25 protein-coding genes are annotated in these 25,189 nt (G+C 65.5%); 17 read left to right on the plus strand and 8 right to left on the minus strand.

Going from position 1 to position 25,189, the window contains the following annotated elements; translation table 11 throughout:
• Window positions 1-2: 2 nt before the first annotated feature.
• On the minus strand, window positions 3-977 hold the full coding sequence (locus QM712_RS12590; RefSeq protein ID WP_415023422.1) for a tripartite tricarboxylate transporter substrate binding protein: 975 nt from the start codon (window positions 975-977) through the stop codon (window positions 3-5).
• Between the two features lie 114 nt (window positions 978-1,091).
• Between QM712_RS12590 and QM712_RS12595 the strand changes: the two genes are divergently transcribed.
• The 8 genes from QM712_RS12595 to QM712_RS12630 all read left to right on the plus strand — a co-directional run bounded on the left by QM712_RS12595 (window position 1,092) and on the right by QM712_RS12630 (window position 8,294).
• Window positions 1,092-1,799, plus strand: a complete 708-nt coding sequence (locus QM712_RS12595) for a TetR/AcrR family transcriptional regulator (protein WP_415023423.1) — start codon at window positions 1,092-1,094, stop codon at window positions 1,797-1,799.
• A gap of 74 nt (window positions 1,800-1,873) precedes the next feature.
• A complete protein-coding gene (locus QM712_RS12600; RefSeq protein ID WP_415023424.1) occupies window positions 1,874-2,833 on the plus strand; it encodes an amidohydrolase family protein in 960 nt (319 codons plus the stop codon).
• Window positions 2,833-3,717, plus strand: a complete 885-nt coding sequence (locus tag QM712_RS12605; RefSeq protein ID WP_415023425.1) for an amidohydrolase family protein — start codon at window positions 2,833-2,835, stop codon at window positions 3,715-3,717. The genes QM712_RS12600 and QM712_RS12605 overlap by 1 nt, the downstream gene beginning before the upstream one ends.
• On the plus strand, window positions 3,714-5,012 hold the full coding sequence (gene dctA, locus QM712_RS12610) for a C4-dicarboxylate transporter DctA (RefSeq protein WP_415023426.1): 1,299 nt from the start codon (window positions 3,714-3,716) through the stop codon (window positions 5,010-5,012). Before QM712_RS12605 ends, dctA begins: the two co-directional genes overlap by 4 nt.
• Before the next feature lie 68 nt (window positions 5,013-5,080).
• Complete coding sequence (locus QM712_RS12615) at window positions 5,081-5,794, plus strand: PIG-L deacetylase family protein (RefSeq protein WP_415023427.1); 714 nt, start codon at window positions 5,081-5,083, stop codon at window positions 5,792-5,794.
• The gene (locus QM712_RS12620) at window positions 5,791-6,474 is read left to right on the plus strand and encodes a 4-carboxy-4-hydroxy-2-oxoadipate aldolase/oxaloacetate decarboxylase (protein ID WP_415023428.1); all 684 of its coding nucleotides are present in this window, start codon (window positions 5,791-5,793) and stop codon (window positions 6,472-6,474) included. Before QM712_RS12615 ends, QM712_RS12620 begins: the two co-directional genes overlap by 4 nt.
• A gap of 30 nt (window positions 6,475-6,504) precedes the next feature.
• Entirely contained in the window at window positions 6,505-7,374 is an 870-nt protein-coding gene (locus QM712_RS12625; protein ID WP_415023429.1) for a hypothetical protein, read from the plus strand.
• Window positions 7,371-8,294, plus strand: coding sequence for a DUF1932 domain-containing protein (locus QM712_RS12630; protein WP_415023493.1), 924 nt, complete (start codon window positions 7,371-7,373; stop codon window positions 8,292-8,294). The genes QM712_RS12625 and QM712_RS12630 overlap by 4 nt, the downstream gene beginning before the upstream one ends.
• A gap of 6 nt (window positions 8,295-8,300) precedes the next feature.
• Here the strand turns inward: QM712_RS12630 and QM712_RS12635 are convergent, their stop codons facing one another.
• From QM712_RS12635 to QM712_RS12645, 3 genes are all read right to left on the minus strand, one after another.
• Complete coding sequence (locus QM712_RS12635) at window positions 8,301-8,615, minus strand: hypothetical protein (RefSeq protein ID WP_415023430.1); 315 nt, start codon at window positions 8,613-8,615, stop codon at window positions 8,301-8,303.
• Between the two features lie 154 nt (window positions 8,616-8,769).
• Window positions 8,770-9,975 carry an amidohydrolase family protein gene (locus QM712_RS12640; protein ID WP_415023431.1) on the minus strand — a complete coding sequence of 402 codons (1,206 nt, stop codon included), beginning with the start codon at window positions 9,973-9,975 and terminating at the stop codon, window positions 8,770-8,772.
• Between the two features lie 67 nt (window positions 9,976-10,042).
• Window positions 10,043-11,284 carry an amidohydrolase family protein gene (locus QM712_RS12645; RefSeq protein WP_415023432.1) on the minus strand — a complete coding sequence of 414 codons (1,242 nt, stop codon included), beginning with the start codon at window positions 11,282-11,284 and terminating at the stop codon, window positions 10,043-10,045.
• A gap of 302 nt (window positions 11,285-11,586) precedes the next feature.
• Between QM712_RS12645 and QM712_RS12650 the strand changes: the two genes are divergently transcribed.
• Entirely contained in the window at window positions 11,587-12,510 is a 924-nt protein-coding gene (locus QM712_RS12650) for an amino acid ABC transporter substrate-binding protein (protein WP_415023433.1), read from the plus strand.
• Between the two features lie 10 nt (window positions 12,511-12,520).
• On the opposite strand, the gene QM712_RS12655 is transcribed toward QM712_RS12650, so the two are convergent.
• Window positions 12,521-13,747 (minus strand): MFS transporter, encoded by a 1,227-nt coding sequence (locus QM712_RS12655; protein ID WP_415023434.1) that lies wholly within the window; start codon window positions 13,745-13,747, stop codon window positions 12,521-12,523.
• A 91-nt stretch (window positions 13,748-13,838) separates the two neighbouring features.
• Here QM712_RS12655 and QM712_RS12660 point away from each other — a divergent pair, with 91 nt between their 5' ends.
• From QM712_RS12660 to QM712_RS12675, 4 genes are read left to right on the plus strand one after another with little or no spacing between them, the layout of a single operon-like run.
• Window positions 13,839-14,312, plus strand: coding sequence for a MarR family winged helix-turn-helix transcriptional regulator (locus QM712_RS12660; protein WP_415023435.1), 474 nt, complete (start codon window positions 13,839-13,841; stop codon window positions 14,310-14,312).
• Between the two features lie 2 nt (window positions 14,313-14,314).
• Complete coding sequence (locus QM712_RS12665; protein WP_415023436.1) at window positions 14,315-16,366, plus strand: FUSC family protein; 2,052 nt, start codon at window positions 14,315-14,317, stop codon at window positions 16,364-16,366.
• A complete protein-coding gene (locus QM712_RS12670; RefSeq protein ID WP_415023437.1) occupies window positions 16,363-16,569 on the plus strand; it encodes a DUF1656 domain-containing protein in 207 nt (68 codons plus the stop codon). The genes QM712_RS12665 and QM712_RS12670 overlap by 4 nt, the downstream gene beginning before the upstream one ends.
• Window positions 16,566-17,432, plus strand: a complete 867-nt coding sequence (locus tag QM712_RS12675; RefSeq protein WP_415023438.1) for an efflux RND transporter periplasmic adaptor subunit — start codon at window positions 16,566-16,568, stop codon at window positions 17,430-17,432. The genes QM712_RS12670 and QM712_RS12675 overlap by 4 nt, the downstream gene beginning before the upstream one ends.
• A 22-nt stretch (window positions 17,433-17,454) precedes the next feature.
• Here the strand turns inward: QM712_RS12675 and QM712_RS12680 are convergent, their stop codons facing one another.
• The 3 genes from QM712_RS12680 to QM712_RS12690 form a co-directional block, all read right to left on the minus strand.
• The gene (locus tag QM712_RS12680) at window positions 17,455-18,348 is read right to left on the minus strand and encodes an HpcH/HpaI aldolase/citrate lyase family protein (protein ID WP_415023439.1); all 894 of its coding nucleotides are present in this window, start codon (window positions 18,346-18,348) and stop codon (window positions 17,455-17,457) included.
• A gap of 138 nt (window positions 18,349-18,486) precedes the next feature.
• Entirely contained in the window at window positions 18,487-19,605 is a 1,119-nt protein-coding gene (locus QM712_RS12685; protein ID WP_415023440.1) for a glycoside hydrolase family 172 protein, read from the minus strand.
• A gap of 105 nt (window positions 19,606-19,710) precedes the next feature.
• On the minus strand, window positions 19,711-21,336 hold the full coding sequence (locus QM712_RS12690; protein ID WP_415023441.1) for a long-chain fatty acid--CoA ligase: 1,626 nt from the start codon (window positions 21,334-21,336) through the stop codon (window positions 19,711-19,713).
• 176 nt (window positions 21,337-21,512) lie between these two features.
• On the opposite strand from QM712_RS12690, the gene QM712_RS12695 reads away from it, so the two are divergent.
• The 4 genes from QM712_RS12695 to QM712_RS12710 all read left to right on the plus strand — a co-directional run bounded on the left by QM712_RS12695 (window position 21,513) and on the right by QM712_RS12710 (window position 24,980).
• A complete protein-coding gene (locus QM712_RS12695) occupies window positions 21,513-23,366 on the plus strand; it encodes a flavin-containing monooxygenase (protein ID WP_415023442.1) in 1,854 nt (617 codons plus the stop codon).
• A gap of 42 nt (window positions 23,367-23,408) precedes the next feature.
• A complete protein-coding gene (locus QM712_RS12700; protein ID WP_415023443.1) occupies window positions 23,409-24,227 on the plus strand; it encodes a lytic murein transglycosylase in 819 nt (272 codons plus the stop codon).
• A 96-nt stretch (window positions 24,228-24,323) separates the two neighbouring features.
• Window positions 24,324-24,545, plus strand: coding sequence for a hypothetical protein (locus QM712_RS12705; protein WP_415023444.1), 222 nt, complete (start codon window positions 24,324-24,326; stop codon window positions 24,543-24,545).
• 12 nt (window positions 24,546-24,557) lie between these two features.
• The gene (locus QM712_RS12710; protein ID WP_415023445.1) at window positions 24,558-24,980 is read left to right on the plus strand and encodes a hypothetical protein; all 423 of its coding nucleotides are present in this window, start codon (window positions 24,558-24,560) and stop codon (window positions 24,978-24,980) included.
• Window positions 24,981-25,189 lie beyond the last annotated feature (209 nt).

The raw sequence follows: 25,189 nt of genomic DNA on the forward strand, positions 1-25,189 counted from the left end.
CCTCACTGCGCGCGGATGTCGGCGGCCTTGAGGACGGGCTCCCATTTGGCCGCCTCGGCATGCATGTAGGCGTCGAATTCCTTCGACGATGAGCCGACCGGCGCGGCGCCGATCTTGCCGAGCGTCGACAGCACGTTCGGATCCTGCAGCGCCGCCTTCAAATCGGTTTCGAGCTTGGCCACGATCTCCGGCGGCATCTTTGCCGGGCCGAGGACGCCCCACCAGACCGAGACATCGTAGCCGGCTACGCCGGACTCGGCGACGGTCGGGACGTTCGGCAGCGCCCTGGACCGCTCGGCCGAGGTCACGGCAAGCGCACGCACCGGGCCGCCATCGAGCTGGCCGATCGCTTCTGCAAGCGGGTTGATGCTGAGCGGGATTTCGCCGGCGATCACGGCGGTGAGGGCAGGCGCGCCGCCCTTGTAGGGGATCGCGACGATCCTGGTGCCGGACATGTATTTCAACAATTCGCCGGCAAGGTGCGCCGAGGTCCCGTTGCCGGACATGCCGTAGGAGAGCTTGTCCGGATCCTTCTTCGCCGCCGCCAGGAGGTCGCCGAGCGTCTTGTAGGGGCTGTCCTTCGCGACCACGATCGCGAGCGGGGAGGAGGCCACTTCCGATATCGCGGTGAAATCCTTGAACGTGTCGTAGGGCACGCTCGGATAGATGAACTGGTTGAGCGGATGACCGCTCGCGACCAGGATCAGCGTGTAGCCGTCGGGCGCGGCCTGCGTCAGTGCCTGCGAGGCGACGATGCCGCCGGCGCCGGGACGGTTGTCGATCACGGGCTGCTGGCCCCAGGTTTTCGCCAGTGCCTGACCGAGCGTCCGCGCGAGCACGTCGACCGCGCCGCCGGCGGCATAAGGCACGAGAATGTGGACCGGCTTGCTCGGATAGGTCTCGGCGCGCGCGACGTTCCCCATCAGCAGCAGGCCGGCCCCCAGCAACAGGCGGCCGATCTTGTTCAAACCCAGCATGTCCAGCACTCCTGAACGGCATTCGCGTCCTGCGGCGGTCCCTCTGCGGGACTCGGACGTTGCCCATCGTTTTTGTTGACGAGACCTGATCTTTTGTACGATAGTACAAATCACATGGTACGCAAGCCCACCAGCAAGGAAACGGCCCGCAAGCCGAACATGCGCGAGGCGATCCTCGCGGCGGCCGAGGAGCTGTTCGCGACCAACGGCTTCAATGCCGTCTCGGTGCGCGACATCGCGCAGGCCGCGGGCGCCAATCCCGGCAGCGTGACCTATCATTTCAAGACCAAGGACGGCCTGCTGCTGGAGATCTATCGGCGCCATTGCGGACCGATGAATCTGCGCCGCTCCGAACTGCTCGCGGCCGCAAGGCGCGTGCGCGATCTGCAGGATCGGCTGGAAGCGGTCGTGCGGGCGTATGTGGTGCCGGCCTTCACCTCGGGCAGCGATCTCGCCGGTGGCGGAGCGCGCTTCACGCGTCTGCGCGCGGTGATGTCGGCCGAAGGCAACGAAGTGGCGCGCCGCATCATCGCGCAGACCTTCGACGACACCAGCCACGCCTTCATCGACGCCGTGCACGAGAGCCTGCCGCACATTCCGCGCACCGACATCGTCTGGCGCAGCCACTTCCTGCTCGGCGCGCTCTATTACTCGCTGGTGACACCGGAGCGCGTCGCGCGCCTGTCGCGCGGAGAGGCCGACGGCAGCGATGCCGCCGCCGCCATCGAGCAACTGGTGCAGGCCACCGTCGCCGCGTTCCAGGCGCCGGCGCTCGACCAGACCGCGCCGGTACGGCGGCGGGCCGTTGCAAGCAAGACTTGAAAGAAACCGTCCGGGAGAAGGCGCGGCCTCGCGTTTCCTCTCGCAAGCGGACCATTTGACTGGGTGTTGAAGACATGAACAGGCGGGAGTGCTTGCATCTCTTGACCGGATTGGCGGGCGCGTCGTTCGCGAGCGAAGCACGCGCGCAAGGCGCCGAGCCGAAGGCGATGCCGACAATCGCGCCGCCGGACCCGAATCCGAAAGTGCCGTCCTTCAAGCTGCCGGCGAAATCCTGCGACAGCCACACCCACATCTTCGGGCCGGCCTCACGCTATCCCTTCGCCTCGAACCGGCCCTACAACACCGCCGACGCGCCGCTGGAGGCGTTTCGTACGCTGCACGAGAAGATCGGCGTCGAGCGCTGCGTGATCGTGAACGCCACCGTGCACGGCACCGACAACCGCGTCGTCGTCGATGCCATCGCGCAGAGCGAGGGCGCCTACAAGGGCATCGCCAACGTCAGCGACGAGATGACCGAGCAGGAGCTGGCGGCGCTCGACAAGGGCGGCATCCGCGGCTGCCGCTTCGCCTTCCTCAAACGCCTCGGCGGCGTCGGCGACATGGCCAAGTTCCAGCGCATCGTGCACCAGGTCGCCGAACTCGGCTGGCATGTCGACGTCTATTTCGAGCCGGGGACGATCGCCGAATTCGCGCCGATCCTCACCGCGCTGCCGACGCCGTATGTGATCGATCACATGGGAACGGCGCAGGCGGGGAAGGGGCTCGACGATCCCGGCTTTACCGCCTTGCTCGACCTGCAGAAGAAGGACGAGAAGTGCTGGGTGAAGATCACCGGCCTCGAGCGCGCCTCCGCCGCCGGCAAACCCTTCCACGACGCCGTGCCGTTCGCGAAGGCGTTGATCGACAACGCGCCGGATCGCGTCATCTGGGGCACTGATTGGCCGCATCCCAACGTCAGGGTCATGCCGAATGACGGCGAGATCGTCGACCTGATCCCTCTCTATGCGCCCGACCCGGCGGTCCGGCAGAAGCTGCTGGTCGACAATCCGGCGCGGCTGTTCAGGTTCGGCTGATGACGATGACGTACACACCGACCATTCCGCCGCCGGACCCGGACACGCGCACGCCGAAATTCAAGCTGCCGAAACTGTCCTGCGATGCGCATTGCCATATCTTCGGGCCCGGCTCGAAATATCCTTACGCGCCGGACCGCTCCTATACCCCGCCGGATGCGCCGCTCGAGGATTTCCGCGCGCTGCATGCCAAGCTCGGGGTGGAGCGCGCCGTCATCGTCAATGCCAGCGTGCACGGCATCGACAATACGGTCGCGCTCGATGCCATCGCGCAGAGCAATGGGGCCTATCGCGCGGTCGCCAACATCGACGACACCATCACCGAGCGGGACTTGCGCGTGCTGCACGAGGGCGGCTTCCGCGGCTGCCGCTTCAATTTCGTCCGTCATCTCGGCGGCGTTCCCGACAAGAGCGTGTTCAATCGCGTCATCGCGATGGTCGCGCCGCTCGGCTGGCACATCGACCTGCATTTCGATGCGATCGACCTGCCGGACTATGCCGATATGCTCGCGAGACTGCCGCTGAACTACACGATCGACCACATGGGGCGGGTGAAGGCATCCGAGGGGCTGGACCAGCTTCCATTCAGGATCCTGCTCGAGCTGATGCAGCGCGACGAGAAGTGCTGGGTCAAGATCTGCGGTTCGGAGCGGGTGTCCTCCGGCGGTCCGCCCTTCACCGACGCGGTGCCCTTCGCGCGCAGGATCGTGGAGACGGCGGTCGACCGCGTCATCTGGGGCACGGACTGGCCACATCCCAACGTCAAGGCCATGCCGAACGACGGCGACCTCGTCGACCTCATTCCGCTGTTCGCGCCCGAAGCGGAATTCCAGCAGAAGATCCTCGTCGACAACCCCGCGCGCCTGTTCGGGTTCGACACATGACGGCGCTCGCGATCGACAAGCCGCGCGGCCGCGCCTGGTGGAAGGAGCTCTGGATCCAGGTGCTCGTCGCCATGGCGGCCGGCATCGTGCTCGGGATCGTCAACCCCGAGGCCGGCGCCAAGATGCAGCCGCTCGGCGATGCCTTCATCAAGGCGATCCGGATGTTGATCGCTCCGATCATCTTCTGCACCGTCGTTCACGGCATCGCCCATATGGCCGACATGGCGCGCGTCGGTCGCGTCGCGGTCAAGGCGATCGTCTATTTCGAGGTCATGACCACGATCGCCCTGATCATCGGCCTCGTCGCGGTGAATGTGCTCAAGCCCGGCGCGGGCATGAACATCGATCCTGCCAGCATCAACGCCAGTGCGGTCGAGCCCTATGTCAAGCAGACCGGCGCGATCGGTTTCGTGCCCTTCCTGATGAACATCGTTCCCTCGACGTTCATCGGCGCCTTTGCCGAGGGCAACATCCTTCAGGTGCTGTTCATCTCGGTGCTCTCCGGCTTTGCGCTGGTGCAGCTCGGAGAGCGCGCGGCGCCGCTGGTCGATCTGATCGACATCGCCGCCAGCATGGTGTTCACCGTCGTCGGCTTCGTGATGTGGGCGGCGCCGATCGGCGCGTTCGGGGCCATTGCGTTCACGGTCGGCAAGTTCGGCGTGGGCTCGCTGGCGTCGCTCGGCAAGCTGCTCGGCGGCTTCTATCTCACCTGCGTGATCTTCATCATCGTCGCGCTCGGTCCCGTGGCCCGCCTGTGCGGCTTCTCGCTCGTCAAGCTGATCCGCTACATCTGGGAAGAGCTGCTGATCTGCATCGCCACGACGTCGTCCGAGACGGTGTTGCCGCGCATGCTGACCAAGCTGGAGAGGGCGGGTTGCGAGCGCAGCGTGGTCGGCCTCGTGATCCCGACCGGGTACTCCTTCAATCTCGACGGCACCTGCCTCTACCTCGCCGCTGCGGCGGTGTTCCTGGCGCAGGCGACCAATACGCCGTTCGGCCTTGCCGAACAGATCGAGCTGCTGCTGATCCTGCTCGTGACCTCGAAGGGCGCGGCGGGGATCGCGGGCGCCGCCTTCGTCGTGCTGGCGGCGACGCTGTCGGCGACCGGCACCATTCCGGTCACGAGCGTCGCGCTGGTGCTCGGCATTCATCGCCTGATGTCGCAGGGGCTGACCCCGACCAATCTGATCGGGAACGCGGTCGCGACGATCGCGATTGCGAAATGGGAGGGCGCGCTCGATCACGAACGCCTGCGACGTGTACTTGACGGCGAGGAGCCGGTGGCTGCGACTTGAACGAACCTGCTGCCTGCATGAGGCGGGCAGCTTATGATGCTGACGAACGAAAGAGGGGAATTGATCCCATGAAGACAGGTCTCGTGATTACCGCCCATCCGGGCGATTTCGTCTGGCGCGCCGGCGGCGCCATCGCGCTTCATGCCAAAAAGGGCTACCGCATGAAGATCGTGTGCATGTCCTTCGGCGAGCGGGGCGAGAGCCAGTTCGCCTGGAAGGAAAAGGGCGCCACACTGGAGTCGGTGAAGGCCGGCCGCAAGGACGAGGCCGAGCGCGCGGCCAAGCTGCTCGGCGCCGAGATCGAGTTCTTTGATTGCGGCGACTACCCGCTGAAGCTCACCGAGGCCCATTTCGACCGCATGGTCGACATCTACCGCGAGCTCAATCCGAGCTTCGTGCTGACCCACGCTCTGGAAGACCCCTATAATTTCGACCATCCGAATGCGGCACATTTCGCCCAGGAGACCCGCGTGGTCGCGCAGGCGATGGGCCACAAGCCCGGCGCCCAGTACAAATATTCCGCGCCGCCGGTGTTCCTGTTCGAGCCGCACCAGCCGGAGCAGTGCAATTACAAGCCGAACCTGATCCTGAAGATCGACGAGGTCTGGAAGGAGAAGTACGAGGCGTTCCAGATCCTCGCCGCGCAGAAGCACCTCTGGGGCTATTACGAGCGCGTCGCGCTAAACCGCGGCATCCAGGGCAGTCGCAACACCGGCGTGCCCATGACCTATGGCGAGGCGTATCAGCGCCTGTTCCCGACTGTCGAAGAGGTGTTGGCATGAAGCCGGTCGTCGTCCGCAACATCAAGCGCGCCGATCCCGCCGGGATGGCGGAGTATGGCGTCTCCACCGTGCACGAGGCCTATGGCCGCGTCGGCCTGATGAAGCCCTACTTGCGGCCCGCCTGGCCGGGCGCGGCGATCGCCGGTCCCGCCGTCACCGTGCTGGCGCAGCCCGGCGACAACTGGATGATCCATGTCGCCGTCGAGCAGTGCAAGAAGGGCGACATTCTCGTCGTCGGCTGCACCACGGACAATACCGACGGGATGTTCGGCGAGCTGCTCGCGACCTCGCTGCAGGCGCGTGGCGTGCAGGGATTGATCATCGATGCCGGTTGCCGCGACGTCAAAGCGTTGCACGAGATGAAGTTTCCGGTGTGGTCGCGCGCGGTTTCCGCCAAGGGGACGGTGAAGGCCACGCTCGGCTCGGTCAACGTTCCCGTAGTCTGCGCCGGCGTCAACGTCGATCCCGGCGATATCGTCGTGGCTGACGATGACGGCGTCGTCGTGGTCCCGAAGCGTTACGCCGCCGAGGTCGCCGAGAAGGCGAAGAAGCGGAACGCGGACGAGGGCGGCAAGCGCAAGCGGCTGGCGTCGGGCGAACTCGGCCTCGACATGTACAACATGCGCGAGGCGCTGGCGAAGGCCGGGCTCGTCTACGTCGACAATCCCGAAGACGTCTGAACGGCGAAGGAAGAGAAGCGGAGCGGACGGATGGATCGTGTCAAGTTGCGGACTGTGCTCGGCAGTCACCCTCATGTCCAGGCGGTGAAGAGCGGAGATATCCGCTCCGACCGCTTCGATCTCGACTTCATCGAGTACACGCCGACCAACACGGCGTTCAAGCCGATGGTACGCGAGCAGGCCTTCGACGTCTGCGAGATGGCCATCGTCACCTATCTGATGGCGAGGGCGCACGGCAAGCCGCTGGTGCTGCTGCCGGCGACCATGCTCGGCCGTTTCCAGCACGGCTATGCACTGTACAATCCCGAGCGGGGTACGCTCGGGCCGTCCGATCTCGAAGGCAAGCGTGTCGGCATCCGCTCGTTCACGACGACGACGGGGGCCTGGATCCGGGGCATTCTCGCCAACGATTACGGCGTCAATCTCGACAGGATCCGCTGGGTGACGTTCGAGGATCCTCATGTCGCCGAATATGTCGACACCACGGAGCGTGCGCCGAAGGACAAGAAGATCCTTCAGATGCTGCTCGACGGTGAGCTCGATGCCGTCCTCGGCGAGACCTCGAACGACGCGCGGCTGAAGCCGCTGTTCGCCGATCCCGCCGCGGAAGCCGACAAATGGTATGCGCACCGCGGCGTCGTTCCCGTCAACCATCTCGTGGTCGTGACGGAAAAACTCGCGAAGGCGCATCCGGACGTCGTCGCGGGCGTCTATGATCTGCTCAAGCGGAGCAAGGCGCAGGCCGGTCCCGCGGCGACGCCCGACCTCGTTCCGTTCGGAATCGAGGCGAACCGGAAACCGCTGGAACTGATCGTCGACTATGCGTTCCAGCAGGCGCTGATTCCGCGCCGCTATGCTGTCGAGGAACTCTTCGACGAGACGACACGAGGACTGAACTGATGTCGGATCCGAGGCGATGGCAGATCGGGCTGGTGGGCTATGGCGAGGTCGGCCGGATCCTGGCTGAGGACCTGCGCCAGCAGGAGATCAGGGTCGCCGCCTATGACATCAAGCTCGACGGCGAGCAGGGCGCTGCCCTGAAGGAGCACGCGGCGACGTTCGGCGTCGCACTCGCCGCTTCGCATGCGGAGCTGACCGCGAAGTCCGATTTCATCGTCTCCGCCGTCACGGCGAGCCAGGCCGTGCCGGTGGCAGAGGCCTGCGCCGCCGCGGTCAACCAGGGCACCTGGTTCCTGGATTTCAATTCGGCGTCTCCCGGCGCCAAGCAGCGCGCGGCTGCGCTGATCGACCGTGCGGGCGGCCGCTATGTCGAGGGCGCGGTGATGACGTCGGTTCCACCCTACCGCATCAAGGTGCCGCTGCTGCTCGGCGGCCCGGGCGCGAAGGAGCTGGAACCGCTGCTGAACGCGATCGGCTTCGCGGCGAAGGTCGCGAGCGACAAGCTCGGTGTGTCCTCGGCGGTGAAGATGTGCCGCAGCATCATGATCAAGGGCCTCGAAGCCATGGTCATCGAGAGCTTCACCACTGCGCGCGCCTACGGCGTCGAGGATGCGGTGCTGGCCTCGCTTGCGGAGACGTTCCCGCAGATCAACTGGGAAAAACAGGGCGCCTATTTCTTCCAGCGCGTCATCGAGCATGGCCGCCGCCGTGCCGAGGAGGTGCAGGAGGTTGCCGAGACCGTGCGCGAGGCCGGGCTGACGCCATGGTCCGCGCAAGGCACCGCCGAGCGGCAGGCGTGGATGGCCGATCTTGCGGACGAGGGTTTGTTCGGCACCAAGGGAACGAAGGAGTTTGCCCGCAGCGCCGACTGGCGCGTGGAGGCGGACCGTATCCTGGCGAAGGTCAATCGCCGGAAATAGCCCGGTTCAACTCAATGTCCGGCCGGGATAGCTCGTGACCTCGTCGCGGGCGCGTTCGATCAGGTCCATCAGGTTTCTGGACTTGCGGACGAGTTGCTCGGTGGCCGGCTGCGTGCGGAACTCCGCCAGCACCGCGCGAATGCATTTGTTGGCGGCGTCGAGCGTCCAGAGCGCGCGCGCCATGTCGTCCTGGGTCTTGATCGCGGAGATGTCGAGGCCGGACAGGACCTGCCCGATGCCGTCGAGCCGCTTCATGGCGGCATCGACGGGCGTCCGGGGCCGGATGGAATCATAGTCGATGCCGCTGAATGCGCTGAACATGTCCATGCTTGCCCGTTGAATGCAGACGTCAGTGCGCGACGTAGTATGATCCGTACGGCCCGGCTTGCAACGCGCACGGCTACGGTCCGGGTTTCTACTGGATTGCGGCGTTCTGAACGATCGGCGGTAACATCGAACGGAGACTGGTCGAGGGTCAGGCGCGTTTCCCGACCATCTTACCGTCCGTCGCGACGAGCCGGCCTTCCTTGTAGACGGACCGTCCCTGCGACGGGCCGACGACGGCCTCCGGAACATGCTCGGCGTTCAGCGTCACGAAGTCGGCCTTGGCGCCCACGCGCAGGCCGTAGTGCGGGAGGCGCAGCGCCTTTGCACCGGCCGCGGTGACGACATCGAATGCGACGCGCAGTTCTTCGTCGATGTTGAAGCCCGAGCGATAACCGAGCGTTGTCGCTCTATGCAGCATGTCGCCGTCGCCGTAGGGCCACCAGGAGTCCCGGATATTGTCGTTGCCGCTGAAGACGGTGACGCCGGCATCGCGCAGGGCGAGGATGGGCGGGAAGGGCCGCGCACCCGGCGCATTCGTCATGATCGCGACGCCGGAGCGGGCCAGCACGTCGGCCATCGGCTTGAGCTGATCCATGGTGATGTCGCCGAGCCCGTAGGCATGGCTCACCGCCACGCGGCCTTCCATGCCGAGCGCGCGCGTGCGCGCCGCGATCTGTTCGATCTCGAAGGCGCCCAGGGAGCCCATGTCGTGCAGGTGGATGTCGACGTCGACGCCATGCTTGTCGGCCACGCCGAACACCACGTCGAGGTGCTTTTCGACATCGCGGTCGAAGCTCGCGGGATCGAGGCCGCCGACGAGGTCGGCACCGAGCCCGATGGCTTCGTCGAGCAATTGCGGCGTGCCCGGGCTCGACAGGATGCCGCTCTGGGGAAAGGCGACGAGCTGGATGTCGATCAGTCCCCGATATTCCTCGCGCACCCGCAGGATCGTCTCGAGCGACTTCAGGCCGACCGAGCCGTCCACCATGACGTGGCTGCGCATCTGCGTGCTGCCGTGGCCGATGCAGAGATCCAGCTGATTGCGCGCACGCACATCCATCGGCGCGGCGGCGGCCATGTTCTCGGCCTGGAAGGCGACGCGTTCATGCACATCGAACCCGTTGGTGCACGGCTTGTGCGGGCGCCAGGCATCGCCATAGAAGCTGGTGTCGAGATGGATGTGGCCTTCGACGAAGCCGGGAACGACGAGGGCATTGCCGAGGTCGATCGTCTCGGCGCCGACGGGCGGCTCGCCGGCGGGGGTGATCGCGGCGATGCGGCCGTCGCTGACCGCGATGTTGTGGCGGGTCCCACCATCGAAACGCGCGTTCAGGAAGATCTTGTCGAAGGCCATCGGCTCCTCCGTTGGTTGATTGCTGGTCGCACAGGGCCGGACAGGCGCGCTGTGCGCGAGAGCGTGTTCAGTTCGGGGGCTTGAACAGGGTGGGGCGCGCGCGTTCGAAGGTCTGCCGGCCGTTCTTGAATCCCATCATGATATCCGGCAGCTCGGCGATCGCGAAGCGGCTGTCCTGCGTGTCCAGCACGACGAGATCGGCGGGATTGCCGACTTCGACGCCGTAGTCGGCGAGATTCATCAGCCGTGCGGGAAGCTCCGTCACGAGATCGAGGCAGGTGCCGAAGTCGGCGACCGAGGCATGCGCGACATTGGCGTAGAAGTTCGCCATCCGCAGCAGCGATGCATCGCCAAAGGGCGTGAAGGGATTGAGCACGTTGTTGGTGGCTACGGAGCAGCGTACGCCGCCGTCGACCAGTCTGTGGGCGAGGGTCAGGCCGCGCGGGGCATCGTGGGTGGCCTCGCGCCCCATCAGATAGAGGTCGGTCGCGGGCAGCACGGTGACGGCGACGCCGGCCTTCGCGAGTTGCGTGATGGCCGCCTTCAGGCGCGCCGGCGGCAACGCCGACAGCTTCGTGGCATGCCCGATGGCGACACGCCCCTGATAGTTGCGCTGCTCGGTCTGCCGGCAGACTTCGTCGAGATGCCACCAGGACGGATCGAGATCGAAGTCGAGGTGGAGATCGACGTCGACATCGAACTCCTGCGCTAGGTCGAAGATGCGCGCGAGATGCGCATTCGGGTCGGTGTCCGTGTAGGGACAGCCGCCGATCGTCTCGCCGCCATCGCGCAACGCCTGGATCAGCAGTTCCTCGCTGCCGGGATCGTTGGTGAGGCCTTCCTGCGGAAAGACGCAGAGCGACAGGTCGATCGCCCAGGCGTAGTCGCGCTTGAGCGCCTTGACGGCCTCGAAGCCGCGCAAGCCGATCCGCGGATCGATCTCGACATGGGTGCGCATGCGCGTCGTGCCGTGCACGATCGCGCGTTCGAGCACCCGGGCGCCGCGGGCGTAGACGTCTTCGATCGTAAAATCCTTCTTCATCCCGGCCACGGCGCGGATCGCCTGGGCAACACCACCGTGCTCGTGCCCGCAGCGGTCGAGCAGGCACGCCTTGTCGAGATGGATGTGGGTGTCGACGAAGCCGGGCAGCGCCAGCCGGCCGCCGACGTCGATCTCGACCGCCTCGCAGGCAAGCCGTGGCCCGACAGCGGCGATCCGGCCGCCTCTCACGCCGATATCGACGGGGGTGGCGGACGATCGCAACAGCGCGTTGCGGAAGATCAGGTCGAAGGCGGGCTGGGCGGTCATGGTGTCGGAGTCGCGTGTGGCAGCGTAACGGAAGTGGCGGGGTTCGGCAGCGTCAAATTGTGTGCAACCATACTACAGGATTGTGCGGGACGATCGACAGGCCGGTTCGAGCAGGCTTCCCCGAGAAGGAGGTCTGCCGGCGCGCGAAGCCGGAGACCATGAGGTCCTCCTTGACGCCGGTCAGGGCACATCAAAAAGCGCGATAACTGGTAGACGCAGCCTCGTCTGGCGATTGTCGCGACCCTGCGCTATCAACTTGCCGCGACCGCGCCGCGGCGGTCGACGACCCACAGGAGTCGCCGATGCGTCCAGCCACCGTCCTTCTGGCCGTTACAAGTCTTGCCCTGACGAGCCTTGCAGGCGCTTCGTCGGCCGAAGACCTCTCGGGCACGCTCCAGAAGGTCAAGGAGACGAAGAAGATCACGCTGGGCTATCAGGAGGCGTCTGTTCCCTTCAGCTATCTGGACGGCAACCAGAAGCCGGTCGGTTTTGCCCTCGATATCTGCCTCAAGATCGTGGATGCCGTGAAGACGCAACTCGGTATGCCCGACATCGCGGTCGACTACACGGCGGTGACATCCTCGAACCGCATTCCGCTGATGGTCAACGGCACGATCGACCTGCATTGTTCGGCGACCACCAACAGCGCCGATCGCCAGAAGCAGGTGTCCTTCACCAACACGCATTTTCTGAGCGCGACGCGGTTTGCGGCCAAGAAGGCGGCGAAGATCAACACCATCGACGATCTCAAGGGCAAGTCGGTCACGGCGGTGGCGGGATCGGTCAACCTGACGCAACTGGTCAAGATCAACACCGCGCGCAATCTCGGCATCAACGTGATGCCGGCCAAGGACCAGGCCGAGGCCTTCCTGCTGCTCGAGACGGATCGCGCGCAGGCCTATGCGCTCGACGACGTCCAGCTTGCGGTCGCGATCGCGCGGTCGAAGGATCCGTCGCTGTTCATGATCAGCGAGGAGACCTTCTCGAAGCCCGAACCTTATGGGATCATGCTGCGGCGGGAGGATGCGCCGTTCCAGGCGCTCGCTGATCGGGCCACGGCGGAGCTTTACGCAAGTCCGGAGATCGAGGTCCTCTACAGGAAATGGCTGCAATCTCCGACGCCGCCGAACGGTCTCAATTACAATGTTCCGATGTCGCCGGCCCTGCGCAACGCCTTCAGGAAGCCGAGCTCGAGCTACGATCCGGATGTCTATGAAGTGAATTGAGGCGAGGGCGCTAGCGCGAACGCTGCGCGTCGAGCAACTGACCGGCCAGCGCCGCGCCGATCACCGCGATCGCAGCCATGACGAGCGCCCAGGCGACGAACAACCGATGACCGATCAGCGCGCCGCTCACCAGCGGGGCGCTGATGTTCGCGCCCGACATCAGCGACTGGTTGAGGCCCATGATCATGCCCTGGCGGTTGATCGTGGTGCTCCGCGACAGTTCCGCCGTCAGTGTGCTGCGGGCGAACATGGTGCCGACGATGATCAGCGTCAGATAGACCGCGAGCAGGCTGATATTGGCGCCGGCCGCAAGCCCCGCAAATCCGAGGCCCATGCAGGCGAACGCCGCCGCGACGATGCTGCGGTCGGAGGCGATCAGGTTCGCGCGCGTGATCAACAGCCCCTGGACCACCATGTTGATGAAGCCGGCATAGGCGAACATCCAGCCGAGCTCCCGCGCGCCGAAGGGGTGGCCGTCCCACGAGAACCGCGCCGACAGGAACAGGCCGATCTGCGACAGGAACATCGAGTTGACGAAGAAGAAAACGATGAGCAGGCCGAGCAGGCGCCAGGCGTAGCGCATGCCGAATAGGCTCCGGGTCAGCGTCGGCTCCGGCACGCGATGCTGGTAGAGCGGCTCGGAAGCCGGATGATCCGGCGGAAGCAGGACAATCGTCGCCAGGATGCTGATCAATGACAGCGCGGCAGCGGCCCACACCGGCGCGGTCTGCCCGTAATGGACGAGGAAGCTCGACAGCGCCGGTCCGAGCAGGAGCCCGGTTCCGATCGCGCCGCTGGTCATGCCGAGCGCCTGCTTGCGCGTCGCCGGCGCGCTGTGCTCGGCCGCATAGGCATGGGCGACCGAGATGTTGCCGGATGTCAGGCCGTCGATGATGCGCGCCAGAAACACCAGAGCGAGATTGCCGGCCATCGCGAGCAGGACAAATCCGACCAGGGTTCCGATCTGGCTCACGACCAGCACCTTCCGCCGGCCGTAGCGGTCCGAGAGGATGCCGACCACGGGGCCGGCGATGAGCTGGCAGACGGCGTAGACCGAGATCAGCGCACCGATCAGGAACGGCGTGGCGCCGAGGCGCTGCGAATAGAAAGGCAGGAGCGGCAGGATGATCCCCATGCCGGTGGCATCCACGGCCACGACGACGAAGGTCGGGACCAGGGTGAGGGCGCTTTCCCCCGCCACGGCCTGCCGTGCCTCGGTCGCGGAACCCGATCCCATGTCGCGTCGCCTCGTTCGCTTTTTCGTGATCGCTCAACTGATGTCAGGCTATATAGTTGCAGCCTAATAGTTTGTGTCCTATCTAATTTGCATGGCTCCATCGCAGGCTCATATCCATGCCGAAATCGGCCGGCTCGTCACGCGGCTGGCCCGGGTCTGGCGGCGTGAATCGGATCAGGCGCTGTCCGATCACGGCCTGTCCTATGCGACGGCGATTCCTCTTCTGGTGCTGTCGCGCCAGGGCGAGAACGTCCGTCAGGGCGTGCTGGCCGAAGAGCTCGGAATCGAGGGGCCGTCCCTGGTGCGCCTGATTGATCTGCTGCAGGCCGAGGGCCTGGTCGAGCGCCGGGAGGACCTGACCGACCGCCGTGCCAAAACGCTACATCTGACGAAGGCGGGCGAGGCCAAGGTCGAGGAGATCAACCGCGTGCTGCGCCGTGTGCGGGCGAGCCTTCTCAAGGATGTCGGTGCAGAGGAACTTGCTGTAACCTTCGAGACGCTCCAGCGTGTCGAGCGGCGGGCGAACCTCCTGCTCGAAGCAAAGACTGCGCCAGAGGCGAAATAGTCATGCGCGCCGAAGAGCCGTTTCTGGTCCGCCACGCGGACCTCATCTTCGCCTTGAAGACGTTCGCCGCGTCGATCCTGGCGCTCGTCATCGCGCTGGCGATGGACCTGCCGCGGCCCTATTGGGCGATGGCGACGGTCTATATCACCTCGCAACCCCTGGCCGGCGCGACCAGCTCGAAGGCCTTCTTCCGCGTGATGGGCACGCTGGTCGGCGCGATCATGACGGTGGCGCTGGTGCCGAACCTGATCGATGCGCCGGAACTGCTGTGCCTGGCGATCGCGCTCTGGGTCGGGCTCTGCCTTTATCTGTCGCTGCTCGACGGTACGCCGCGCAGCTACGTCTTCATGCTGGCCGGATACACCGTCGCGCTGATCGGCTTTCCTTCGGTCTCCGAGCCCGGGGCTATCTTCGATACCGCGGTGGCGCGGCTGGAGGAGATTTCGCTCGGCATCATCTGCGCGAGCCTCGTCTCGACCATCGTGTTTCCGCGCAGTGTCGCGCCGGCTGTCGCCCGCCGTGTCGACACCTGGTTGTCGGATGCGCGCCGGCTCAGCCAGGTCGTGCTGCTGCGCGAGGGCACCAGCGACACGCGCCGCGGCAAGCGTCTCAAGCTCGCGACCGATATCGTCGAGATCGACACGCTCTCCACTCATCTTGCCTATGACCGGCTGACCGACAGCAATGCCGTGCGCGGCCTCGGCGAGATCCGACTGCGCATGCTGATGCTGCTGCCGGTGATCGCCTCGCTCGAGGACCGGCTGGCGGCGCTGGGCGAGGAGGCCCTGCGGCGGAATCCGGAGCTGAAGCAGCTTCTGGAGGATCTCGCGCAGTGGATCGCGAGCGACGTCAGTGAACGCCAGCCGGCCGAGCGGATTCGTGCGATGATCGTGCAGCGGCAGGCCGTGCTCGACGACAGCACGTCCTGGGAACGCATCATCACGACGAGCTTGTTGTCGCGGCTGCGCGAACTCGTCGATCTCTCCCGCGATTGCCGGGTGCTGACCGATGCGATCGCCGAAGGCGACAATATCTCCGCCGTCGATCTGGCATTTCATTCCGAGGCCGGTGCCGCGCCCGTGCGCCATCGGGATCGCGGTCTCGCCCTCTGGTCGGCGGCCGGCGCGGCCGTGGCCATCCTGATCTGCTGTGCGTTCTGGATCGGGACCGGCTGGCCGGACGGCGCCTCGGCACCGATGATGGCGGCGGTCGCCTGTTCGTTCTTCGCCGCGCAGGACGAACCCGCGCGCTTCATCCGCAGCTTCGGCCTGTGGTCGCTGGTCGCCATCGTGGTCGTCGCGATCTACCTGTTCGCGCTGGTGCCCGCCATCTCCCATATCGAAGTCCTCGTCGTCGCCCTGGCGCCGACGTTCCTGATCTATGGTTTCCTGATCGCGCGACCGGCTACCTCTGGCACCGGCATGGCGCTCGCGGCCAACACGGCGACGCTGCTCGCGCTGCAATCGACCTACAACGCGGATTTCGCGTCCTACGCCAATTCCGCCGTCGCCTTTTTTGTTGGTGTCGTCATCGCCGAACTCGTGACCAGGATCGCGCGCGGGGTGGGGGCGGAGTGGATCGCCAACCGCCTGGTGCTGTCGAGCTGGAAGACTCTTGCGGTGGCCGCCGAGCGCCGGGGCAAGCGCGACCGCGCGGAGTTCGCGGGCCTCATGCTGCACCGGCTAGGGCTGCTGGTGCAGCGTATCGCCTTCCTCTCCGAGAGCGACCGTCGCGACGCCGACAGCCTCGTCCAGCTCCGCATCGGGCTCAACATCATCGACCTGCGCCGTGCCCGTTACGGGCTTGCAGCAACGACCATCGCCGTCATCGACGACATGCTCGACCAGCTCGCCGCGGCCTGCCGCGGATATGGCGGCGCGGGCATGCCGGGCGAGCTGTTGCGGCGTGTCGATCTGGCGCTGGCGCAGGCCGTCAAGGACCCCAATGACAGCGCGCGCGAAGATGCCTTGATCGGCCTCGTCGGTATCCGTCGCGGGCTGTTTCCGGATGCGCCCGCCTATCGGCCGCGCGCAGGCGAGAGTGTTGCGGCATGAGATATGTGATCGACATCTACGGCGTTCTCGTGCCGGCGCTGCTGCTGTGGATCATCGTCGCCTATTTGCTGAGCGCGCTGGTGAGGCGATTCATGCAGCGCTTCGACCTCTACCGGCTGGTCTGGCACCGCGCCTTGTTCGATTTCGCGATCTTCGTCTGCCTTCTCGGCGGCGTCGTCTATCTCTCGGAGTATCTCTCATGAAGGGGAATTCGGCCTGGATCGGCCGCCTCATACTGACCGTCCTTGCCGTGGTGGCGGCGCTCGCCGTCGGGCGGGAGCTTTGGAGCTATTATATGGAGTCGCCATGGACGCGTGACGGCCGCGTCCGGGCCGACGTGGTCCAGGTGGCGCCCGATGTCTCCGGCTTCGTCACGGACGTGCTGGTCAAGGACAATCAGAAGGTCCATCGCGGCGATGTCCTGTTTCGGATCGATCGCGAGCGCTTCGCGCTGGCGTTGCGGCAGGCCGATGCCTCGGTGGCCGGCCACCAGGCAACGCTCGACCAGGCCAATTCCGACCTGAAGCGTTACAGCGCGCTGACGACGGACGCGGTCTCGCAGCAGAAGCAGGAGCAGGTTCTGGCCACCCAGCTTCAGGCCAAGGCGGCCTTCGATCAGGCGGTGGCCGATCGCGCCGTCGCGCAGCTCAATCTCGACCGCAGCGAGGTTCGCGCCTCCGTGAACGGCGTGATCACCAACATGGATCTGCGCCCCGGCGCCTATGTCACGGCCGGAAAGGGCGTGATGGCCCTCGTCGACACCGACACGCTGCACGTGGAAGGCTATTTCGAGGAGACCAAGCTCGCGCGCATTCAGGTCGGCGACAAGGTGAAGGTGCGCCTCATGGGCGACAAGGGCACGCTGACCGGCCATGTCGAGAGCATCGCGGCCGGTATCGAGGATCGCGACCGCGCCGAGGGTGCGAGCCTGCTTGCCAACGTCAACCCGACCTTCAGCTGGGTCCGCCTTGCGCAGCGCGTGCCGGTGCGCATCGCGCTGGATCCCGTTCCCGACGACACGGCCCTGGTTGCCGGCCGCTCGGCGACGGTGGAGGTCTTGAACTAGCCCTCGACGGTTGCCGAGAGGCCTAGGCCTCGCCCGGGAGCACACCCAGTCGATGCGCGCGATCCATGAGCCTGCGCGCATTGCGGTAAGTCGGCACTTCGACCCAGAGCCCATCGACCAGCGCGCGATCTTCCCCGCGACTGCGCGCCGCATCGAAGCCCGCGACGATGGCGCGCGCATGCGCGATCTCGTCGGCGCCGGGCGTGAAGACCTCATTGAGGCGCGGCGCGTGTTCGGGCAGCACCAGGGATTTGCTGCGGTAACCGAGGCGGCGGGACAACGTCGCCTCACGCACTGCGCCCTCGACGTCGCTGAACGTAAAGGGAGCATCGATCGGCTCGATGCCGCTCGCGCGTGCTTCCAGGATGAAGCGTCTCCGGGCGTAGTCGAGCTCGAGGCCATCGGCGCCGCGTTCGGCGCAGAGGTCGTTGGCCAGATCCTCGGCACCGAGCAGGGCGCAGCGAATGCGGGGGCTGACCGCAGCCATCGTGCGGACCTCGACAACGCCGAGCGCGGTTTCGCAGACGGGAAGGATTTCCGTGCTCCCCTGGTCGAGGTCGAACCGGTTTTCCCAATGCGAGATCGCGGCATCCAGGGCATGCATCTGGCCCGCTCTGTCGCTCATGGGGTAGGCGATCACATCGGGTCGCGCCGTCATGGCGGCCGCGAGATCGAGCAGCCCGTCCGTCTCCAGGGCATTGATGCGGATGGCGGCAAGGCGTTGCCGCCGACGACACTCGCTCACGAAGCCATCGAGCAGGTCTCGTGCCTCGCCACGCCGCGCGGGTGGCGTGAAGTCCTCGAGGTCGAGGATGAGCGCATCCGCACCGCTGTCGAGCATCCTCACGTGCGCCGCGCGGTCGGCGCCAGGTCCGAAGAGCCAGGTGCGGCGAAGATCGGGATCGAGACGGACCATCGGGAATGACCTGTGTGTTTGAATGCTTCTTCAACGCGGCCCGCGCGGTCTTGTTTCGGCAAGCCCAGTCCGATCCATCGGCAAGGTGCAGCGGGTGGGCGCTGCTCCGCTTCCTTGATCGACGGAGGGCGGCTCAGTCTAGCCGATCTCCAGATAGTCCGGACCGGGCAGTTTCGGGAAGGCGGCCGTCGGCAGCGCCTGATACCAGAATGCCACCGAGGCGATGTCGTCCTGCAGCGGCAGATATTTCGACTCCTTGACGCCCGGGAGCCAACCCAGCGCCTGGATGGTCACGCGCAGGTCGGTGCGAAAGCGCACGGGATCGGGGATGTGCCAGCGGTACATGCCGAAGCGCTGCTGCGACCTGTAGACGCCGTCGGGACGGATCACCTGCGGCAGGCCGGCATAGGGCGTAGTGAACTCCTGATAGCGCGACTGCTGCGCGGGGCCCTTGCCGGAATGGGCGACATAGGGATCGAAATTGTAAGCCCCGCAGAAATAATCCTCGGTGCCGGTGCCGCAGATGGTCGGGAATTCACCGTCGCCGTCGATGAAGAACTTGATCTCGCCTTCGCCCCACCAGCCGTTGTTGTTGACGCCCCAGGCCATGTAGGTGCCGACATAGTGGCCTGCGCCCGTGACACCATCGAGGATGGTGTAGACCTCCTTGTAGGGCAGCGGATTGGTGCGCCGGAACTGCGCATGGAAATAGGCGCAGTCCTCGGGAACGTCGGTCAGCGTGTAGTTGATCTGGTAGTAGACGGTGAGCTGCTCCTCGCTGCGGTTTTCCAGCGTGAAGCGGGCGCGCTTGCGGAAGGGCATTTCCCAGTAGCAGTTGAACGCACGGCCGGGATTGACGCAGACCGCAAGCGATGACACTTGCGCGAACTCCTCCCAGCCGCAGGCGAAGAAATCGCCGGCCGGGCATTCGACGCTGGGCTGCTCCTGCCCGTCCCAGTAGATCCGCAGGATCGAGTGGCGCAGACGCCCGCGCGCCAGCGTCATCCAGATCTGCTGGATCGCGCCCTGGCCCTCGATATCGGCGAGGGTGAAGGTCGTGCCGGGCTCGATCACGACATAGGGCGAGACCTTCCAGCCTTGGCCGAGATCGCGGGCCTGACGCGCCGCTGGGCCGTCGACGGACATGCCGCCCTTGCCCTTCTCGCCGGTGAAATTCTCCGGACTGATCGAGCGCGTCTGCGCGTTCGAGAGGCGCGACAGATTGCCGAGATGCAGGCCCAATCCGGAAAACGCCATGATGTCCTCGATCCCTGGGAATTAGCGACATCTCGATATATCGCCGCCGAATCTACCAAAAGATGAAGACGATCGCGCAGGGCAAGGCCGGGATGGCCGGGGTTGTCAGCCCACGCGGTATTCCCTGAACTTGTCGCGCAGAGCCGACTTCAGCACCTTGCCGGTCCCGGTCATCGGGAATTCGTCGAGGAATTCGACGGCGTCCGGCATCCACCAACTCGCGATCTTCGGCCGCATGTGGTCGAGCAGCGTCTTGCCGTCGACATTCGCGCCCTTCTTGCGGACGACCAGGAGGAGGGGACGCTCCTGCCATTTCTCATGGGAGATCGCGACCACGGCGGCCTGCAGCACGTCGGGATGCGACAGCGCGACGTCCTCGAGCTGGATCGAAGAAATCCATTCGCCGCCGGACTTGATCACGTCCTTGGAGCGGTCCGTCAGAGTGACGTGGCCTTGCGGGTCGATCACGGCCATGTCGCCGGTGATCAGCCAGCCGTCGCGATCGAGCCCTTCGTCCAGCTTCATGTAGCCGGAGGCGACCCACGGGCCGCGGGCACGCAGATGACCCACGGTCTTGCCGTCGCGCGGCAACTCGCTGCCGCCGTCGTCGACGATGCGCAAGTCGGTGCCGAAGCAGGCGCGGCCGGACACCTGCCGGCGGTCGAATTTCTCCTTGTCGCCGAGATGCTCCGAGCCGGGCCGCAAGCCCGGCATCGAGCAGCCGAGCGCCTCCGTCATGCCCCAGGCCTGGATGTAGTCGATGCCGTAGTCGCGCTTGAGCTTCTCGACCATCGCGCGTGGCGGCGCCGAGCCCGAGGACAGCGTGGCGCGCAACGTCGAGAACGTGTTGCCGGTGCGTCCCAGCCAGTCGAGCAGGATCAGCCAGAAGCTCGGCACGCCTGCCGAGAGCGTCACCGTTTCGCCCTCGAGCAGTTCGTACAGTTTGTCGGGCTCGTAGTTGCGCCCGGGCAGCACCAGCTTGGAGCCGGTATAGGGCGCGGTGAACGGCATGTTCCAGCCGTTGCCGTGGAACAGCGGCGCCATCGGCATCATCACCTCGCGCACGCCTTCGACATGGCCCGGCAGGAAGTCGAAGCTGCAGCAGGTCATGGTCTGAAGGATCGCGGCACGGTGCGAATAGATCACGCCCTTGGGGTTGCCGGTCGTGCCCGACGTGTAGCAGATGGTGGATGCGCACTTTTCGTCGAACTGTGGCCACGCGAAGCCGGCGTCGCTCTCGCTGGCGAGTAGATCCTCGTAGCAATGAACGTTCGCAAGCTTCGTTTCGGGCATCCGTTCGCGTGAGGACATCACGACGTAAGCCTCGATCGTCTTGAGTTGCGGCGCGATCGCCTCGACGATCGGCAGCGTGGCGCGGTCGATGAACAGCAGCCGGTCCTCGGCATGGTTGATGATGTAGACGAGCTGCTCGGGGAAAAGCCGCGGGTTGACCGTGTGCAGCACGTAGCCCATGCCCGGCGCGGCATAGAACATCTCGAAATGGCGGTGCGTATTCCACGCCAGCGTGCCGACGCGATCGCCCGGCTTCATGCCGAGCCGCTTCAGGGCCAGTGCCATGCGCTTGATGCGCGGATGGGCCTCGGCATAGGTGTAGCGATGGATGTCGCCCTCGATCTCGCGCGCGACGATCTCGGCTTCGCCGTGATAGTCGGCGGCATACTGGATCAGGCCGCTGATCAGCAGCGGCATGTCCATCATCAATCCCTGCATGGTCTCCTCCGGACCGCCATGTCGTTGCACGGCGTTGCTTGTGATTTGCACGCACGGTAGCGGAACGCCGCGCGGCGTTCACGCAAAAAACGGCAGGCGCGATTGCATGCGTCACTTTTTCGGGGCTAACGTAAGACGAGCTGCCGGCGAAGCAGCATTCGCCGTGGAGGAGATTGATGTCAGCGGAAAAACACAAGACCGGATCAGCCGGCGCATCCACAATCGACATTGCCGCACTTCGTTCGCGCTATCGCGACGAACGCGATCGCCGTTTGCGATCCGAGGGCAAGGCGCAATATGTCGAGGCGACCGGCGAATTCGGCCGCTACCTCGACGATCCCTGGGCCGAGCCCGGCTTCACGCGCGATCCTGTCAGTGAAGAGACCGAAGTGCTCGTGGTCGGTGGTGGCTTCGGCGGTCTGCTCTGTGGAGCGCGCCTGCGCGAGGCCGGCATCGATGAATTTCGTATCGTGGAAAAGGCCGCTGATTTCGGGGGCACTTGGTACTGGAATCGTTATCCTGGCGCTGCCTGCGACACCGAGAGCTACATCTATCTGCCGCTGCTGGAGGAGACCGGCTACATGCCGGTGCGCAAATATGCGCGTGCGCCGGAGATCTACGAGCATTCGCGCCGCATCGGCCGTCACTTCGGTCTCTACGAACGTGCGCTGTTTCAGACCGTCATCACGCGCATGGAATGGCGAGAGGACGAGGCGCGGTGGCTGGTCGAAACCGACCGGGGTGACCGCATCCGCGCGCGCTTCGTGATCTTGGCCGGTGGCCCGCTGAGCCGACCGAAGCTGCCGGGCATTCCCGGCATCGAGAGTTTCAAGGGCCACAGCTTCCACACCAGCCGCTGGGACTACGGCTACACCGGCGGCACGGCCGAGGGCGGCCTGACCGGTCTTGCCGACAAGCGCGTCGGCATCATCGGCACCGGCGCCACCGCCGTCCAATGCGTGCCGCATCTCGGCCGCTTCGCGAAGGAGCTCTACGTTTTCCAGCGCACACCGTCGGCGATCGGTGTGCGTGCCGACCGTCCGACCGATCAAGGCTGGGCGCAGGGCCTGAAGCCGGGCTGGCAGCGCCAGCGCATGGACAACTTCACCGCGGTGATCTCAGGCGAGGCGTTCGAGGAGGATTTGGTGCAGGACGGCTGGACCGGTCTCCTCGGCGAGATCCTGCTGGCGCCGCGCCGTCAGCCGCAACCGGTCACCTCGATGGAGGAGGCGCTGAAGCTGATCGAGCAGGCCGACTACCGCAAGATGGAGGAAATCCGTGCGCGCGTCGACGCCGTGGTGCAGGACGAGGCGGCGGCGGCCGCATTGAAGCCCTGGTACAAGGCGTTCTGCAAGCGGCCGTGCTTCCACGACGAATATCTCGACACTTTCAACCGCCCCAACGTTCATCTGGTCGACACCAGAGGGAAGGGCGTCGAGCGCATTACCGAGAACGGTGCGGTCGTCGAGGGCAAGGCCTACGAGCTCGACTGCCTGATCTACGCCAGCGGCTTCGAGGTCGGCACCGATTACGCCCGTCGCATGGGCTTCGAGGTTCATGGCCGGGACGGAATGAGCCTGACCGAGCGATGGCAGGATGGCGTCAAGACGCTTCACGGCTTCTACAGCCGCGGCTTTCCGAACTGCTTCCTGATCGTCACGGTGCAGGCCGGCCAGAGCGCCAATTTTCCGCACATCATCGACGAGCAGTCGCAGCACATTGCCTATGTGATCGGAGAGGCACGCAAACGCGGCGCGAGAACCCTGGAGCCGACGCTCGCCGCCGAGAACGCCTGGGTCGACGAGGTGGTCAGGGCAGCGCTCGGCCGCCAGACCTATCTCGCCGAGTGTACGCCCGGCTACTACAACAACGAGGGCGTATTCGATCCCGTTGCGGCGAGAAACAGTCAATATTGGCGCGGGCCTGTGGCGTTCCTGCGGCTTCTCGACAGATGGCGGAAGGAAGGCCGTCTGGAAGGGTTGGAATTGTCCTATGATCACGCCATGGCGCCGGCGCCCTTGCGCGGCTAAACTCCGGCGATCGGAGCGCCGCAGGATGGAAGGATTTCGGACATGATCAGGGGCAGGGCTGTTGCGACGGCGGTTCTTGGCGCGATGGCGCTCCTCGGTTGTCTGACGCCCACTGCGGAGGCCGCGCAATGTGGCAGCACACCTGCCGGGTTTGAAAGCTGGAAGCGGGAGTTCGGCGAGGAGGCGCGCGCCAAGGGTATCGGGTCCACCGCGATCTCGGCGCTGATGCAGACGAACTATGCCAGCGCCACCATCGCGGCCGATCGCGGCCAGCGCAGTTTTTCGCTCTCGCTCGACCAGTTCCTTGCCAAGCGCGGCGCGACCACCATCGTCGCGCGAGGCCGGTCGCTGAAACAGTCGCAGGCCGCCTTGTTCGCCTCGATTCAGCAACGCTACGGCGTGCCGCCGGGACCGTTGATCGCGATCTGGGGCATGGAGACCGGTTTCGGCAGCCAGCGCGGCAACCAGAACATGCTGTCATCGATTGCGACGCTCGCCTATGACTGCCGTCGCCCCGAATTCTTCACCGATCAGCTCTACGCCGCGCTGAAACTGGTCGATCGCGGCGTGCTGTCCGGTTCGACCCGCGGTTCGATGCACGGTGAGGTCGGCCAGACCCAGTTCATGCCCAAGAACATCCTGGCCTACGGCACCGGCAATCTCGACGTTGCCGCCAATGCGCTGAACTCGACGGCGAATTTCCTGAAGGCCCATGGCTGGCGCGCAGGAGCCGGCTACCAGCCGGGCGAGCCGAATTTCGCCGCGATTGAAGCCTGGAATGCCGCAGGCGTCTATCAGAAGGCGATCGCACTGATGGGTCGACAGATCGACGAGGGCGGTGGCGCAGCGGCATCGCGCTGATGTGTTCGCGCGCACAGGAGAAAGTTCTTGCCGTCGGGAACTGACGGCACGAGGTTTGCTTTGATCGGGGCAGGGCTGGGAATGAGGAGACTCAACATGGCAACCCAGATCGTGATGGACCAGACCGGCGACACGCGCCACGAGTTTGATCCAGACAATGCCGAAGCGCTGGCGCGGGCCGAACGGCGCTTTCGGGAGCTGACAGGGACGGGCTTTACCGCCGCGCTTCGAACCGGGCCCGGCGAAGTCACCCGTATCAAATCGTTCGATCCGACCGCGCAGGAAACGCTGTTCTATCCCCGTCTGGTCGGCGGTTGATCTGAGCTGCTCATGAATCTGGCACTTCGGCTCCGCGCGCCGGTGCGAGCGCGGCTGCACGCGCTACGCGAGCTCTACCGGCGCTTCTTCGGCGAGAACACGCCGGACGCCCGGGGCCGGCGGCTTTTGGCCGACTGGCTGTCGCCGGCACAGCGCGCGCAGTTCGAACGTCATCGCTATTTCGACGTCATCGGCTGCGACAGCGGCAGGCGCTACCGGATCCATTACGGCACCGCCGCCAATGTCCACGAGATCGACGATGCCGGAATCGCGACGATGGGATGGTGCTTTGTTCCGTCGGGCTTCCTCGTCCCCGGCGACGTGATGCTGGCGCAGAAGATCGCCTTGGAGACAGACGAACGGGGAGCCCTGGCGCTCGCCAACCGTTTTCCGCCGGCAACGCATTCGGAACATTTTTACCGGCGGCCGTTCTAGGGACCGGGGGCGGCGGCCCGCTTAGAGATGCATCGTGCGATAGGCGTCCACCGCGTGCGCGGCGAAGACGCCGATACTGCAAAGGACGAGCAGGGCCGAGATCAACTCGATCATAGTTCGCCCTCCTGGGTCGGCTGGGCGACAAGGTGCCGGCAGCAGGAATAATCCCTGATCGGGTCGATGAAGAATCGCATGGTGGCCGTCCCTGT

The organism is Bradyrhizobium sp., from assembly GCF_047605465.1.
Classification (GTDB): Bacteria; Pseudomonadota; Alphaproteobacteria; order Rhizobiales; family Xanthobacteraceae; genus Bradyrhizobium.

Excerpts from the sequence above, each read along its gene's own strand:
- QM712_RS12590 (WP_415023422.1), bottom strand. The coding sequence starts at position 977 with ATGCTGGGTTTGAACAAGATCGGCCGCCTGTTGCTGGGGGCCGGCCTG.
- QM712_RS12595 (WP_415023423.1), top strand. The coding sequence starts at position 1,092 with ATGGTACGCAAGCCCACCAGCAAGGAAACGGCCCGCAAGCCGAACATG.
- QM712_RS12600 (WP_415023424.1), top strand. The coding sequence starts at position 1,874 with ATGAACAGGCGGGAGTGCTTGCATCTCTTGACCGGATTGGCGGGCGCG.
- QM712_RS12605 (WP_415023425.1), top strand. The coding sequence starts at position 2,833 with ATGACGATGACGTACACACCGACCATTCCGCCGCCGGACCCGGACACG.
- dctA (WP_415023426.1), top strand. The coding sequence starts at position 3,714 with ATGACGGCGCTCGCGATCGACAAGCCGCGCGGCCGCGCCTGGTGGAAG.
- QM712_RS12615 (WP_415023427.1), top strand. The coding sequence starts at position 5,081 with ATGAAGACAGGTCTCGTGATTACCGCCCATCCGGGCGATTTCGTCTGG.
- QM712_RS12620 (WP_415023428.1), top strand. The coding sequence starts at position 5,791 with ATGAAGCCGGTCGTCGTCCGCAACATCAAGCGCGCCGATCCCGCCGGG.
- QM712_RS12625 (WP_415023429.1), top strand. The coding sequence starts at position 6,505 with ATGGATCGTGTCAAGTTGCGGACTGTGCTCGGCAGTCACCCTCATGTC.
- QM712_RS12635 (WP_415023430.1), bottom strand. The coding sequence starts at position 8,615 with ATGTTCAGCGCATTCAGCGGCATCGACTATGATTCCATCCGGCCCCGG.
- QM712_RS12640 (WP_415023431.1), bottom strand. The coding sequence starts at position 9,975 with ATGGCCTTCGACAAGATCTTCCTGAACGCGCGTTTCGATGGTGGGACC.
- QM712_RS12645 (WP_415023432.1), bottom strand. The coding sequence starts at position 11,284 with ATGACCGCCCAGCCCGCCTTCGACCTGATCTTCCGCAACGCGCTGTTG.
- QM712_RS12650 (WP_415023433.1), top strand. The coding sequence starts at position 11,587 with ATGCGTCCAGCCACCGTCCTTCTGGCCGTTACAAGTCTTGCCCTGACG.
- QM712_RS12655 (WP_415023434.1), bottom strand. The coding sequence starts at position 13,747 with ATGGGATCGGGTTCCGCGACCGAGGCACGGCAGGCCGTGGCGGGGGAA.
- QM712_RS12660 (WP_415023435.1), top strand. The coding sequence starts at position 13,839 with ATGGCTCCATCGCAGGCTCATATCCATGCCGAAATCGGCCGGCTCGTC.
- QM712_RS12665 (WP_415023436.1), top strand. The coding sequence starts at position 14,315 with ATGCGCGCCGAAGAGCCGTTTCTGGTCCGCCACGCGGACCTCATCTTC.
- QM712_RS12670 (WP_415023437.1), top strand. The coding sequence starts at position 16,363 with ATGAGATATGTGATCGACATCTACGGCGTTCTCGTGCCGGCGCTGCTG.
- QM712_RS12675 (WP_415023438.1), top strand. The coding sequence starts at position 16,566 with ATGAAGGGGAATTCGGCCTGGATCGGCCGCCTCATACTGACCGTCCTT.
- QM712_RS12680 (WP_415023439.1), bottom strand. The coding sequence starts at position 18,348 with ATGGTCCGTCTCGATCCCGATCTTCGCCGCACCTGGCTCTTCGGACCT.
- QM712_RS12685 (WP_415023440.1), bottom strand. The coding sequence starts at position 19,605 with ATGGCGTTTTCCGGATTGGGCCTGCATCTCGGCAATCTGTCGCGCCTC.
- QM712_RS12690 (WP_415023441.1), bottom strand. The coding sequence starts at position 21,336 with ATGCAGGGATTGATGATGGACATGCCGCTGCTGATCAGCGGCCTGATC.
- QM712_RS12695 (WP_415023442.1), top strand. The coding sequence starts at position 21,513 with ATGTCAGCGGAAAAACACAAGACCGGATCAGCCGGCGCATCCACAATC.
- QM712_RS12700 (WP_415023443.1), top strand. The coding sequence starts at position 23,409 with ATGATCAGGGGCAGGGCTGTTGCGACGGCGGTTCTTGGCGCGATGGCG.
- QM712_RS12705 (WP_415023444.1), top strand. The coding sequence starts at position 24,324 with ATGGCAACCCAGATCGTGATGGACCAGACCGGCGACACGCGCCACGAG.
- QM712_RS12710 (WP_415023445.1), top strand. The coding sequence starts at position 24,558 with ATGAATCTGGCACTTCGGCTCCGCGCGCCGGTGCGAGCGCGGCTGCAC.